Source organism: Novosphingobium profundi, from assembly GCF_020524485.1.
GTDB lineage: Bacteria > Pseudomonadota > Alphaproteobacteria > Sphingomonadales > Sphingomonadaceae > Novosphingobium > Novosphingobium profundi_A.
On the sequence record NZ_JAIVLF010000001.1, the window covers coordinates 14,634 to 27,090 of the forward strand.

Sequence of the window (12,457 nt, forward strand, 5' to 3'; positions counted from 1 at the left end):
CACGCGTGAGCGTGACGCGGCAAGAATTGTGATTAACGCAACTGCGATTTGACCATGATCAAAGCCGGTTCCTGCCGCGTCTGCGAGAAGAGAGTTGCCGGTCGCGCACCGCTGGCTGTCTCTGGCCCCGGTGCGAACCGCTTCTCCCCACCTTCGGGCGGCCCTACCTCGTGACGGGCCGCCTGTTTTTTTGTCTGCGCGGCGCCTGTTTTCAGGCGCGCGTCAGGGCGTCGATGGGCAGGCTGTGCTGCGCCAGCGAAAGCGGGTGCGGACGGTGGGAGACCAGCACCAGGCCCGTACCCGTGCTTTTCAGCCAGTCGCCAAGGCGCCGTACCAGTTCGCGTTCGGTTGCACCGTCGAGCCCTTCGGTGGGTTCGTCGAGCAGCAGCCAGGGGCGCTCGGCCAGCAGCGCGCGGGCCAGCGAGAGGCGCTTGCGTTCCCCGCCCGAAAGCGGTGCGCCGTCTTCGCCCAGCATGGTGTGGAGGCCTGCGGGAAGGCGCGCGATCCTCTCGTCGAGGCAAGTAACGGCGAGCGCGGCGTGCATCGCGTCCTCGGTGATCCCGGGGCGGGCGAGGCGCAGGTTATCGGCGATCGATCCGGCGAGCAAAGGCGCGTCCTGCGGGCTGAGGGCAAACTGGCCGCGGAAGGTCTCCTCGGCGCATTCGGCAAGCGGGGCATCGTCGACCCAGATCGGGGCCTTGCTGGCGCGAAGCCCGGCCAGTGCCTCGAGCGCAAGGGTCTTGCCCGAGCCGGACGTTCCCAGCAGGGCGATGTGGCTGCCGGGGGCAACGTCGTGGGCACCCAGCCGCAAGGGGGCGGCGAGGGGGGGCTCGCTTGGCGCTGCCGGCAAAGGCTGCTCGGCAAGGTCCAGCAGGCTTTCCAGGCGGCGCAGGCCTTCCTCGACGCGGGCTTGGCGCAGCGCGGTGCGCGAGATCGCCGCAAGCGCTTCGATGGCCGCCGTGGCGGCAAGCAGGCCAAGCGCGGCAAGCGCGGGGCCGCCCGACGCGGTAGCAAGGACGGCGATGGCCGCCAGCGCGCCGTAGAGGAGCTGGAAGGCCGCAACACCAGCTTCGGCCCGGAACAGCGCCTGGCGTGCGGCATCGAGGCGCGCGATGGGCTCGGCCAGTTCGTCGAGGACCGTCTCGACAAGGCCGTAGGCCGCGATCTCGGCGCGGGCCTGGGCCATGTCGACATAGCGGGCGCGCAACTCGCCCAGGGCCTCGGCGGCGTCGCGTGCAGGGGCGGCGGTGAGGCGGCGCGATAGCGCGGTCACGGCGAAGGGAAAGACCACGAGCAGCCCCGCCAGCAGCAGCGCAGGGAACCAGCCCGAAAGGGCGGCAAGGGCTACGCCCGCGAGCGCTGCGGCCAAGCTGCCGGGGCGCGTGGGCTGGCGCACGATGAGGTCTTCGAGCGATTCGATGTCGCCGATCAACCGCGCGCTCGCCTCGCCTGCCGAGACATCGGGGGCATGGCGGGTGTCCTGCGCGGCGAGGAGGCGGAAGAGGCGGCTGCGCAGGTCGGCCATCGCGGTCAAGGCGGCCTTGTGCGAGAGCATGCGCTCGCCGTAGCGGCTGACCGTGCGCAGGATCGCGAGGAGGCGGATCGCGGCGCTGGGGATCAGGTAGTTGAAGGCCTGTACGGCGAGGAGCCCGGAGGCGCCCGCGATGGCCGCACCGGTCAGGAACCAGCCCGATACACCAAGCAGCAGCAAGCCGCTCAGCGCCGCGACCACAGCCGAGAGTGTGCCCAGACGCAGCACGCGGCGGACAGGGGCTGCCGGGCGGGCCAGTTCGACCGGATGCGAGGGGGCGGCGCGGCTCACAGGGCGATCTCCTGCTGGGCGATGGCCCGGACGGTTTCATCGTGGGTGGCGACAAGGAGCGCACGCTCGCGGGCAAGTTCCTGGAGCACGGCCACGATCTGCGCGGCGCTGGCGGCATCGAGGTCGGCGGTGGGCTCGTCGCACAGGAGCAGCGGCCGGCCCGAGAGCAGCGCGCGGGCCAGCCCGATACGGCGTCGCTCGCCGCCCGAGAGGCCCGAGCCCTTGTGGTCGACGACAAGGTCGAGCCCGCCGCGCTTCTCCAGCAGCGGACCAAGGCCGACCCGGCGCGCGGCGACCAGTACGGCGGCATCGCAGGCCTCGGGCGCGGCAAGCGCAAGATTGCGGCGCAGCGTGCCGGGCAGCAGCAGCGGGCGCTGCGCGGCCCAGGCCACGTCGGCGGGATCGAGCGGATGTCCGGCAAAGGTCGTGATCCGGCCCGAGGGGACCTCGATCTGCCCGGCGATGGCGGCCAGTGTGCTGGTCTTGCCGCTGCCCGAAGGGCCGCTCAGGGCCACGATGCCGGTGCGCGGGAGGCGCAGGTCGACAGGCCCGATGCAGACCGGCGGCCAGGTCAGGATCAGCCCATCGACAACGAGCCCGTCGAAGGGAGAGGGCGCTGCGCTGGTCGTGCTGGACGCTTCCTCGGCTTCGTCCTGCCCGGGCGCAAAGTCGGCCAGCGCGCTTTCAGCAGCCTCGCCCATCTGCTTCTCGTGGTAGGCGGCGGCAAGGCGGCGCATGGGCAGGTAGACCTCGGGCGCCATGGCAAGCGCAAAGAAGGCGCGGCCCAGCGTCAAGGGCTCGGGCGGGGGGAAGGGCAAGAGGCCCAGCAGCGCGAAGCCGCAGTAGATCGCGACGAGCGCAACCGCGATGGCCGCGAAGAATTCGAGCACCGCGCTCGACAGGAAGGCCGCGCGCAGCACCGCGACGGTGCGGGTCGCCACGCCGTGGGTGGCGTCTTCGACCTGGCGGGCGATGCGCGCCTGCGCGCCGAAGTGGCGGATGAGAGGGAGATGCCGGACCCGGTCGACGAAGAGCCCGGAGAGCGCGGCCAGCGCGTCGAGCTGACGCTCCGAGGCACGCCTTGCGGCGGTTCCGGCAAAGATCATGCCGACCACGAAGGGCAGGAGCGTGGCGAGCAGGATCAGCGCGGAAAACCAGCTCGCGAGGGCAATGAGGCCGATGGCAAGGAGCGGGCCCACCACCGCCGAGACGCGGGCCGGCTGGAAGCGGGCGCCGTGCTCCTCGATGGCCTGGACGTGATCGATGGCCAGCGCCGCGCTGGTTCCCGCGCTGACAGGGGCGGGCAGGCGCCCCCCGAGCAGGCGCGACATCGCGGCGCGGCGCCAAAGGTTTGCACCGATTTGCGCACCGGGCATTGCGAAATGGTGCACGAGGAGAACGCTGCTGGCGCGCAGGAGCGCCCCTCCCGCGAGGCAGGCGAGCCATGCCGAAAGGGCCGTGCCCGCCACAAGTGCTTCCACGCCGCCGGAAATTCCCCAGGAAAACAGGGCCGCACCGAGAATGTCGAGGGCCCAGAACTGCCCGGCTCTTTTGGGTTTCATAAATCGGCAACTGTGTAAGTGATATTGACTCGAGACCTGGCGAGGCCTAGGCGGGGGCTATTGAGTGCAAGCGCGTGACGCAAGTGCCGCGTGCGGGCACGCCGCTACTTGGGATTGACTGCGATCAATGCCCGGAATGCCTATGCACTCCAAGGGGCTACGCACGGATCGCACCAAAAATGCAAAGGTGACCCCCCATGATCGACTTCGCTGTCGTCGAATTGTCACGCCTTCAGTTCGCCCTTACGGCACTCTACCACTTCCTCTTCGTACCGCTCACCCTTGGCCTCTCCTTCATGCTGGTCATCATGGAGAGCGTCTATGTCATCACCGGACGGCCGATCTGGCGCGATATCACGCGCTTCTGGTCCAAGCTGTTCGGCATCAACTTCGTCCTGGGTGTCGCCACCGGCCTCACCATGGAGTTCGAGTTCGGGACCAACTGGTCCTATTACTCGCACTACGTGGGCGACATCTTCGGCGCGCCGCTCGCGATCGAGGGCCTGATGGCCTTCTTCCTCGAAGCGACCTTTGTGGGCCTCATGTTCTTCGGCTGGGACCGCCTCTCCAGGCGCGGGCACTTGCTGACCACGATCATGGTGGCGCTGGGCTCCAACCTTTCGGCGCTGTGGATCCTCATCGCCAACGGCTGGATGCAGCATCCGACCGGTTCGAGCTTCAACCCCGATACCATGCGCATGGAGGTGACGAGCTTCTTCGACGTCGTCTTCAACCCGGTGGCGCAGGCCAAGTTCGTCCACACCGTCAGTGCGGGCTACGTGACCGCCAGCGTCTTCGTCCTGGGCGTCTCTTCGTATTACCTCCTGCGCGGCCGTTTCCTGGAGCTTGCCAAGCGCAGCTTCACCGTTGCCGCCGCCTTTGGTCTGGCCTCTTCGCTCTCGGTCGTCGTGCTGGGCGATGAAAGCGGCTATGCGCTGGGCGATAACCAGCAGATGAAGCTCGCCGCGATGGAAGGCATGTGGCACACCGAGGCCAGCCCGGCGGGCCTCTCGGTCATCGCCTTGCCCTCGCAGGAAAAGCGCGAGACGCTGTTCGAGGTCAAGGTGCCCTACGTGCTGGGCCTGATTGCCACGCGTTCGCTGACCGGCCAGGTCGAGGGCATCTATCCCCTCGTCGCCGAGGCTCGCGGCCGCATCGAGAACGGCCTTGTCGCCTATGACGCGGTCGAGAAGCTGAAGCTCGATCCCACGAACACCGCTGCGCGCGCGCAGTGGGAGACCGCCAAGAACGACCTTGGTTACGCGATGCTGCTCAAGCGCTACGTCGCCGATCCGCGCACGGCCGATGCGGTCACCATCGACAAGGCGGCCTGGGACACCGTGCCCGAAGTGCCCGTCCTGTTCTGGGGCTTCCGCGCCATGGCGGGCATCGGCTTCCTCCTCGTTGCCTTTTTCGCCACGGCCTTCGCGTTCTCCACGATGCGCCGCTTCGACAAGCGCTGGTTCCTGCGCGCGGCTCTCTTCGTCATGCCGCTGCCCTGGCTGGCGGTGGAACTGGGCTGGATCGTCGCCGAAGTCGGGCGTCAGCCCTGGGCGGTCGATGGCGTGCTGCCCACGTTCCTCGCCAACTCCAGCCTGACCGTGCCGCAGCTGTGGACCACGATTGCCGGTTTCACGCTCCTTTATGGCGCGCTGGCGGTGATCGAGGTGCGCCTCATGCTCGCCTCGATCCGCAAGGGGCCGGAGGAATACCGCCCCTGGCGCCCGGGCCGTGAAGAGCCCGCCGAAGTCGCGACGGCCTACACCGCCGTCCCCGCGGAATGATCTGAAAGGACAGATGAAATGCCTTTCGTACCTATCGATTACGAAACCCTGCGCCTTATCTGGTGGCTGCTCCTGGGCGTGCTCCTGATCGGCTTTGCGATCGCCGATGGCTTTGACCTTGGCGTGGCCGCCCTCCTGCCGTTTGTCGGCAGGAACGATGTCGAGCGGCGCCAGGTGATCAACACCATCGGCGCCACCTGGGAGGGGAACCAGGTCTGGTTCATCCTCGCGGGCGGCGCGATTTTCGCCGCCTGGCCGTTTGTCTATGCGGTGAGCTTCTCGGGGTTCTATCTTGCGATGTTCCTCGTGCTGGCCGCGCTGATCCTGCGTCCGGTGGGCTTCAAGTACCGCTCCAAGAAGGCTGATCCGGCCTGGCGTTCGCGCTGGGACTGGGCGCTGTTCGTGGGCGGCTTCGTGCCTGCGCTGGTCTTTGGCGTGGCGGTCGGCAACGTGCTGCTGGGTGCGCCCTTCCGGCTCGATAGCGACCTTCGCACCTTCTACGAAGGTTCGCTGCTGGGTCTGTTTACGCCCTTCTCGCTGCTCACGGGCCTGCTGTCGGTGACGATGCTGGTGCTGCATGGCGCTGGCTGGCTCAGCCTGAAGCTGGAAGAGGGCCCGGTGCTCGACCGCGCCCTGAAGTTCGGCAAGATCGCCGCGCTTGCCTCGCTCGTGCTGTTCGTGCTGGGCGGCGTCTTCGTGGCCTATGGCGACATGGGCTACCGCCTTGCCGCCGAGGCCGATCCGGCAGGCCCGTCCAACCCGCACCTGACGGGCGCTGTGGCCGCAACCGGCGCCTGGCTCGACAACTACGCCGCGCACCCCTGGATGCTGCTTGCCCCGGTGCTGGGCCTCCTTGGCCCGGTCCTTGCGTTCCTTGGCATTTCGGGCCGCAAGCACGTGCTGGTCTTTGCCGGTTCGACGCTGGCGAACGTGGGCATCATCGCGACCGTGGGGCTTTCGATGTTCCCCTTCATCCTGCCCAGTTCCATCGATCCGGCCTCGAGCCTGACCTTGTGGAACGCCTCTTCGAGCCAGGGCACGCTGTTCATCATGCTGCTCGTCACGCTCATCTTCCTGCCGATCGTGCTTCTCTACACCGCCTGGGCCTACAAGGTGATGTTCGGCCGCGTGACCGATGAGGAAGTCCGTCTCAACCCCGATTTCTACTGAGGAGTTCGACCCATGTGGTATTTTGCCTGGATCCTGGGCGTGGGCCTTGCCGTCAGCTTCGGCGTCATCAACGGCGTGTGGCACGAGTTCCACTCCGACCCGTCCGAGGACCGTACCGTCCTCGACTGAGCGCCGGTCGGCCTGACGAAAACGCCGCCTGTGTCCCTGGGGATGCAGGCGGCGTTTTGGTGTGGGGGAAGGAAGTCTTTTTCCAAGGGGCCATCGCCCCTTGCCCCCATAACGGGCGACCTCACCTTTCTCGGCCACGGCGGCGCGCGGGAGGTGAGGTAGACGGTATGGGGAGCCCGAGGGCAATGGCCCTCGGAATCATTCCTGAGCCTTTCTGACCTGTTTGCCAGACAGGCGGATACAAAAATCCCGGCCGAGGCCGGGATCATGTGCTCTCAGGGTTGATTGGCTGCGGCTGTTTCCGCCCGCGACTTGCGCCACCTCTGGAAGGTCTTTTCCGAGATGCCGCCGATCTCGCGGCAGCTTTCGACCACGCCCTTGCCCTGCGCGATGAGGGCAAGGATTGCCTGGCACCTGGCCTCCTTGTCGGGGATCGCGGTCACAGGACGCCGCCCGACTTCAGCAGCATGTAGATGGCGACGACGAAGATGAGGACGGCAAAGACCGTGGTGAGCAGGCCCTGGCCGGAGAGGCGCCGGGCGGTCCAGGTGCCGCCGAAGCCACCGAGCACGCCGCCTGCGATGAGGACGGCGGCCAGCAACCAGTCGACGAGGCCCGAGATCGCGTAGTTGGCCGCCGTGGTCAGGCCAAAGGCGGTCACCGCGACGAGGCTGGTGCCCACCGCGTTGATCATCGGCATCGAGGTCGAGGCGATCAGGCCGGGCACGATGAGGAAGCCTCCCCCGATCCCGAAGAAGCCGGAAAAGGCCCCGGTGCCAAGCCCGAAGCCCAGCACCTTGGGGGCGTTCTCGCGATTGCACTGCGCACCGGGTATGCCCATGTTGCCTCGACCCCGGAGCATCAGGCCGCCGACCACCATCATCACGAGTGCGAAGAGGAAGAGCAGGTTCTGCCCGTCGATGGCCTTGCCCAGGGTCGAGCCGAGGAAGGCGCCGAAGATCCCGGCGAAGGCGTACATCCCCCCGCAGCGCCACTTCACGTTGCCCGAGCGCGCGTGCTGGATAAGCCCCGTCGCCGCGTTGATCGCCACGGCAAAGGCGCTCGTCCCGATGGCGACGTGGGGGCTGGGCACGCCGACGAGGTAGACCATCAGCGGCACGGCCAGGATCGAGCCGCCCCCACCGACAAGGCCAAGGGTAAAGCCCACGAGAACGCCCGAAAAGGCGCCGAGTAGCAGGTAGGCGAGGTCGATGTGGGAGGCGTCGAGCATGGCAGGGGACCGGTTCAGCTGGGGGAGGGATCAGGCGTTCAGAGCAGCGGGGCGGGCGGCACCAGCCACTCGCGACCCTTGAGCATGCCGTGCCAGTAGATCGGGGGCAGGGCGTCGGCCTTGAGGTGCCAGGCCATGCGCGAGGGTTTCGTCCCGTCGATCAGCCACTTGGGCAGCGAGGGGGCGAGCTTGCCGCCATAGGTGAACTCGGCAAGGACGATGTGGCCGCGATCGACCGTCAGCGGGCACGAGCCATAGCCATCGTAGGCCGCGACCGGGTCCTTGCCATCGAGGGCTGCGAGCACGTTGACGGCAACCACGGGCGCCTGCTTGCGCGCGGCGGCGGCGGTCTTGGCGTTGGGGGTGCTGCAGCCATCGCCCAGTGCAAAGACATTGGGCCAGCTGAGCGACTGGAGCGTCACCTGGTCAACCTCGGCATAGCCGGCCGCATCGGCAAGCGGGCTGTTCGCGATGATCGGGTTGCCCTCCTGCGGGGGGACCGCGTGGAGCATGTCGAAGCCGCGGGTGATCTCCCCGTCCTCGGTGCGGAACGTCGCTTCGCGCGCGGGGCCGTCGACCGCGACGAGGGTGGAGCCGAACTTCAGGCCGATGCCATAGCGCTCGACCGTCTCCATGAGCGCGGGCACGTAGTCGGGCACGCCGAACAGGACGCCGCCTGCGTTGTGGAACTCGACCTCGATGTCGCCCAGGACGCCGCGCTCCTCCCACTCGCTGCACGAGAGGTACATGGCCTTCTGCGGCGCGCCCGCGCACTTGATCGGCATTGGCGGCTGGCTGAACAGCGCGCGGCGCGGGCCAGGCGTGCGGGCCAGCTTCTGGACCATCTGCCAGGTGTAGGGGGCAAGATCGTAGCGGTAGTTGGAGGTCACCCCGTTCTGGCCGAGCGCGGCCTCCAGCCCTTCGATCTTGTCCCAGGCGAGACGGTTGCCCAGCGCGACAACGAGCACGTCGTAGGTGACGGCTGCGCCACCTTCGAGCTCTACGGTGTTGGTGTCGGGCGCGAAGCCGGTGACCGCCGCGCGGATCCAGCTTGCGCCCTTGGGCAGGACCTCGCGGGTCTTGCGCACGGTGTCGGGCTGCTTGAACACGCCGCCGCCGACCATAGTGAAGCCGGGCTGGTAGAAGTGCTCTTCGCTGGGCTCGACGATGGCGACATCGAGCGCGGGGCTGCGCTTCAGAAGCGAGGCTGCCGCCGCGATCCCCGCCGAGCCGCCGCCCACGATCACCACCTTGTGGTGCGGTGCGTGGGTCTGGGCGGCCCCGTTGGCTGCGGACCGGCTGCGCGCGGCGCAGGCGACCTTCTCGGAGCGGTTGCCGGTGCGGCAGAAGGCGAGAGTCGGTCCGGGATTCTCCGCAAGGATCTTCGCGAAGGCCTCGGCCTGGTCCTCGGGCGCGATCCGGCCGCCGACGGGCAGGTAGAAGGGGGTGATGCCCCTGGCCCGCGCGGCCTGCGCAAGCTCTTCGAAGCTCGGCTGGCCGGGCTCTTCGTTGTCGGGGCGGTTGCAGATCAGCGTCGTGATGCCGGCGGATACGAGACCGTCGATGTCCTGCGGGCGAACCTGCCCGGAAACGTGGAGCTGACCTTCGATATGCCGCGTCTGCATGCGCGCTTCTCCTGGAATTTGCGTACTTCTGAGGTGGGGGGGGGAATCAGCCGCGGCGCGTGTCGACCAGGCGGAAGGCGAGCATGCCTGCCAGCATGGCGACGACGAAGACGCCGGCGGAGAGGGGGTGGAACACGAGCGAGGCGATTGCGGGGCCCGGGCACAGGCCGCCAAGGCCCCAGCCCACACCGAACAGCGCGGCGCCGCCGATGAGGCGTGCGTCGATGAGGCGCGTACCGGGCAGGGCGAAGTCTTCGCAGGCGAGCGGGCGGTGCATGCGGCGCTGGAGCGCCCAGGCGAACGCCATGACGAGGACCGCGCCGCCCATCACGAAGGCGAGCGTGGGGTCCCAGTCACCCGCGATGTCGAGGAAGCCGCGCACGCGCGCCGGGTTCATCATGCCGGAAAGGGCGAGCCCGGCACCGAACAGCAGGCCGGAGAGAAGAGCCATGAGATTGCGCATGTCAGATACCTCCTCCCAGAGCGTTGACCAGCGCGACGGTCACCATGCCGGTGGCGATGAAGGTGAGCGTGGCGACGATCGAGCGGGGCGAGAGGCGCGAGAGGCCGCACACGCCGTGGCCGCTGGTGCAGCCACTGCCCAGCCGCGTGCCGACGCCCGTCACCAGGCCCGCGATGGCGAGAAGGACGAGCGAGGGCGGAAACTGCGCCGGGATGCCGCCGATCAGGGCCGCCACGGCCAGCGCACCTGCCGGAAGTCCGGCGAGGAACAGGGCCGCGAGCGGCCAGGGCGCGCCGCCCGAGAGGCCCGCGACGCGCGCGGTCATCCCGCTGATCCCGGCGATGCGGCCGGGGCCCAGGAGCATGACGGCGCCCGCAAGGCCGATGAGGACGCCGCCGGCCAGCCCGTGGAGCGGCTGGGAATCTGGAAACGTTTGCATGAACCAGTCGAACATGGGGGGCTTTCTGTCTGTCTGGAAAGAGGGCTGCTTCAGAGCGCGTTGACGGGAATCTTGAGGTAGCGCACGCCGTTGTCCTCGGGCTCGGGCAAGTGTCCGCCGCGCATGTTGACCTGGACCGAGGGCAGGATGAGGTTGGGCATCGAGAGCGTTGCGTCGCGGCGGGTGCGCATGTCGACGAAATCGTCCTCGCTCACGCCGTCGTGGACGTGGACATTGGTCGCGCGCTGCTCGGCCACGGTGGTCTCCCAGACGAACTCCTCGCGGCCCGGTGCCTTGTAATCGTGGCACAGGAACAGCCGGGTTTCGGGCGGGAGCGTCAGCAGGCGGCGGATCGAGCGGTAGAGCTGGCGGGCATCGCCGCCCGGAAAGTCCGCGCGCGCGGTGCCGTAGTCGGGCATGAACAGCGTGTCGCCCACGAAGGCCGCATCGCCGATCACGTAGGCCATGTCGGCCGGGGTGTGCCCGGGAACGTGGAGCGCGGTGCCGGTCAGCGTGCCGAGCGTGAAGGTCTCGCCATCGGCAAAGAGGTGGTCGAACTGCGAGCCGTCGCGGGCAAAGCGCGTGCCCGCGTTGAAGATCTTGCCGAAGACCTCCTGCACGCGCACGATCTCGCGTCCGATGGCGAGCTTGCCGCCCAGCTTTTCCTGGAGATAGGGCGCTGCGGAAAGGTGGTCGGCGTGGGCGTGCGTCTCGATGTGCCAGGCGACTTTCAGATTTTTCGAAGTCACGTAGGCAAGGACCCGGTCCGCCGATCCGCTCGAGGTGCGACCCGAAGAGGCTTCGTAATCGAGGACCGAGTCGATGATCGCCGCTTCGCTGCTGGCCGGGTCGTGGACCACATACGACACAGTGAAGGTCGTTTCATCGAAGAAAGCTGCGATTTCCGGCCGCTTTGCGCTGTCGCCGCGCGCCGTTTCGATCTGGGCGGCGGCCTGGCTCAGGGCCGTGTGGGGGGCTGGTGCGTCAGGCATGTCGTTCTCCAAATTTTGACTTAATGTAATTATGTAACTGTATTGCGTCAAGAAGCAACTTGCGCTAGAACTTTTCCATGGAAGACGAGACCCGCAAACACTGTTGCCCCTTGCGCATCGGCGATGCCGTGCCCGCGTTCACCGCACGCAGCACGCAAGGCCCTGTGGCGATGAAGGATTTTGAGGGGCGCTGGCTGGCGTTCTTCTCGCACCCGGCCGATTTCACGCCGGTGTGCACCTCCGAATTCGTCGCCTTCGCGCGCGCGGCCGACCGCTTTGCCGAACTGGACTGCGCGCTGATGGCGCTTTCGGTCGACAGTCTCTACGCGCATTTCGCCTGGCTGCGCGCGATCCGTGACCATTACGAAGTCGAAGTGACCTTCCCGGTTGTCGAGGATCCCACGCTGGTGATCGGGCGCGCCTATGGTATGGTGGCGAACGACGCCCACGATGCCGGAACCGTGCGCACCGTCTTTGTCATCGATCCTGCGCAGGTCGTGCGCGCCATTGTGACCTACCCGGTCGAGATCGGGCGTTCGGTGGAGGAAGTGCTGCGCATTGTCGCGGCGTTGCAGGTCGCCGATGCCGGCAAGGGGCTGCCGCCGGAAGGCTGGGAGCCGGGCAAGCCGCTCTTTGCCCATCCCGAGCCGACGATGGACAGCGTGCTGTCGGCCGACAACCCGGTCGGCTGGTTTCTGAAGGAGTGCGAATGATGGCCAGTGCATCCACCCCGCCCTCGTCGCCCGGAGGGGAAGGCGCCCCGATCGAGCTCATCAAGGCGATCGCGCATCCCCTGCGCTATGAGATCCTGTCCTGCGTTGCGCGCGGAGAGCGCAACGTGGGTGAGATCGAAGCGGCCACGGGGATCGGCCAGCCCACGCTCTCGCAGCAGCTCTCGGTGCTGCGCAACGCTGGGCTCGTCTCGGCGCGGCGCGAGGCCAAGCTGGTGTTCTACGCGGTCGAGGCCGAGGCGCTCGAACAGGTCTGTTCGGCATTCCAGGCGATTTGCCCGGCCGAGTTCCAGGGGCGGATCGTGGCCAAGCTGACCGGCGGTGCGGTCACTTCGGTGCAGCCTATACCGGCCAATGCGCCGGACGGCAGCGACACGGCGGCCCTGCGGCGGCGCGGCGGGGCTGCGGTCTTCGCCAAGCTGGACTGACCGCACGGGCCTCGTGCAGCGGCCCGCGGACTGAAGCTGCGGGCATAGAAAAGGCGGCTCTAAGGCCGCCCTTTCCCTCTC

At 67.9% G+C, this 12,457-nt stretch carries 13 protein-coding genes; 5 read left to right on the top strand and 8 right to left on the bottom strand.

From position 1 onward, the window contains the following. Positions 1-211 precede the first annotated feature (211 nt). Both LC060_RS00085 and LC060_RS00090 read right to left on the bottom strand, forming a co-directional pair. Positions 212-1,822: an amino acid ABC transporter ATP-binding/permease protein gene (locus LC060_RS00085; protein WP_226631791.1), complete on the bottom strand. Its 1,611-nt coding sequence runs from the start codon at positions 1,820-1,822 to the stop codon at positions 212-214. Continuing rightward, positions 1,819-3,384 (bottom strand): ATP-binding cassette domain-containing protein, encoded by a 1,566-nt coding sequence (locus tag LC060_RS00090; protein ID WP_226631792.1) that lies wholly within the window; start codon positions 3,382-3,384, stop codon positions 1,819-1,821. The genes LC060_RS00085 and LC060_RS00090 overlap by 4 nt, the downstream gene beginning before the upstream one ends. Before the next feature lie 200 nt (positions 3,385-3,584). Here LC060_RS00090 and LC060_RS00095 point away from each other — a divergent pair, with 200 nt between their 5' ends. From LC060_RS00095 to cydX, 3 genes are read left to right on the top strand one after another with little or no spacing between them, the layout of a single operon-like run. Beyond that, a complete protein-coding gene (locus LC060_RS00095; RefSeq protein ID WP_226633551.1) occupies positions 3,585-5,168 on the top strand; it encodes a cytochrome ubiquinol oxidase subunit I in 1,584 nt (527 codons plus the stop codon). An 18-nt stretch (positions 5,169-5,186) separates the two neighbouring features. Beyond that, the gene (gene cydB, locus LC060_RS00100; protein WP_226631793.1) at positions 5,187-6,338 is read left to right on the top strand and encodes a cytochrome d ubiquinol oxidase subunit II; all 1,152 of its coding nucleotides are present in this window, start codon (positions 5,187-5,189) and stop codon (positions 6,336-6,338) included. Between the two features lie 12 nt (positions 6,339-6,350). Next, positions 6,351-6,467: a cytochrome bd-I oxidase subunit CydX gene (gene cydX / locus LC060_RS00105; RefSeq protein ID WP_039389664.1), complete on the top strand. Its 117-nt coding sequence runs from the start codon at positions 6,351-6,353 to the stop codon at positions 6,465-6,467. Between the two features lie 275 nt (positions 6,468-6,742). Here the strand turns inward: cydX and LC060_RS00110 are convergent, their stop codons facing one another. Genes LC060_RS00110 through LC060_RS00135 form a run of 6 tightly spaced genes read right to left on the bottom strand, consistent with a single transcriptional unit; the run spans position 6,743 to position 11,217 of the window. After that, positions 6,743-6,910, bottom strand: a complete 168-nt coding sequence (locus tag LC060_RS00110; protein WP_226631794.1) for a hypothetical protein — start codon at positions 6,908-6,910, stop codon at positions 6,743-6,745. Next, positions 6,907-7,698 carry a sulfite exporter TauE/SafE family protein gene (locus LC060_RS00115; RefSeq protein ID WP_226631795.1) on the bottom strand — a complete coding sequence of 264 codons (792 nt, stop codon included), beginning with the start codon at positions 7,696-7,698 and terminating at the stop codon, positions 6,907-6,909. Before LC060_RS00115 ends, LC060_RS00110 begins: the two co-directional genes overlap by 4 nt. 38 nt (positions 7,699-7,736) lie before the next feature. Continuing rightward, positions 7,737-9,323 carry a bifunctional protein tyrosine phosphatase family protein/NAD(P)/FAD-dependent oxidoreductase gene (locus LC060_RS00120; RefSeq protein ID WP_226631796.1) on the bottom strand — a complete coding sequence of 529 codons (1,587 nt, stop codon included), beginning with the start codon at positions 9,321-9,323 and terminating at the stop codon, positions 7,737-7,739. 46 nt (positions 9,324-9,369) lie between these two features. After that, positions 9,370-9,786, bottom strand: a complete 417-nt coding sequence (locus LC060_RS00125) for a DUF6691 family protein (protein WP_226631797.1) — start codon at positions 9,784-9,786, stop codon at positions 9,370-9,372. Position 9,787: 1 nt separating this feature from the next. Continuing rightward, complete coding sequence (locus LC060_RS00130; RefSeq protein ID WP_413465080.1) at positions 9,788-10,225, bottom strand: YeeE/YedE family protein; 438 nt, start codon at positions 10,223-10,225, stop codon at positions 9,788-9,790. 50 nt (positions 10,226-10,275) lie between these two features. Continuing rightward, positions 10,276-11,217 (bottom strand): MBL fold metallo-hydrolase, encoded by a 942-nt coding sequence (locus tag LC060_RS00135; RefSeq protein ID WP_226631798.1) that lies wholly within the window; start codon positions 11,215-11,217, stop codon positions 10,276-10,278. A gap of 77 nt (positions 11,218-11,294) precedes the next feature. On the opposite strand from LC060_RS00135, the gene LC060_RS00140 reads away from it, so the two are divergent. Further along, positions 11,295-11,930, top strand: coding sequence for a peroxiredoxin (locus LC060_RS00140; protein WP_226631799.1), 636 nt, complete (start codon positions 11,295-11,297; stop codon positions 11,928-11,930). Further along, entirely contained in the window at positions 11,927-12,376 is a 450-nt protein-coding gene (locus LC060_RS00145; RefSeq protein WP_319005392.1) for a metalloregulator ArsR/SmtB family transcription factor, read from the top strand. The genes LC060_RS00140 and LC060_RS00145 overlap by 4 nt, the downstream gene beginning before the upstream one ends. Positions 12,377-12,457: the final 81 nt, after the last annotated feature.

Coding starts and splice junctions, on each gene's coding strand:
- LC060_RS00090 (WP_226631792.1), bottom strand. CDS start 3,384: ATGAAACCCAAAAGAGCCGGGCAGTTCTGGGCCCTCGACATTCTCGGT.
- cydB (WP_226631793.1), top strand. CDS start 5,187: ATGCCTTTCGTACCTATCGATTACGAAACCCTGCGCCTTATCTGGTGG.
- cydX (WP_039389664.1), top strand. CDS start 6,351: ATGTGGTATTTTGCCTGGATCCTGGGCGTGGGCCTTGCCGTCAGCTTC.
- LC060_RS00115 (WP_226631795.1), bottom strand. CDS start 7,698: ATGCTCGACGCCTCCCACATCGACCTCGCCTACCTGCTACTCGGCGCC.
- LC060_RS00120 (WP_226631796.1), bottom strand. CDS start 9,323: ATGCAGACGCGGCATATCGAAGGTCAGCTCCACGTTTCCGGGCAGGTT.
- LC060_RS00125 (WP_226631797.1), bottom strand. CDS start 9,786: ATGCGCAATCTCATGGCTCTTCTCTCCGGCCTGCTGTTCGGTGCCGGG.
- LC060_RS00130 (WP_413465080.1), bottom strand. CDS start 10,225: ATGCAAACGTTTCCAGATTCCCAGCCGCTCCACGGGCTGGCCGGCGGC.
- LC060_RS00135 (WP_226631798.1), bottom strand. CDS start 11,217: ATGCCTGACGCACCAGCCCCCCACACGGCCCTGAGCCAGGCCGCCGCC.
- LC060_RS00140 (WP_226631799.1), top strand. CDS start 11,295: ATGGAAGACGAGACCCGCAAACACTGTTGCCCCTTGCGCATCGGCGAT.
- LC060_RS00145 (WP_319005392.1), top strand. CDS start 11,927: ATGATGGCCAGTGCATCCACCCCGCCCTCGTCGCCCGGAGGGGAAGGC.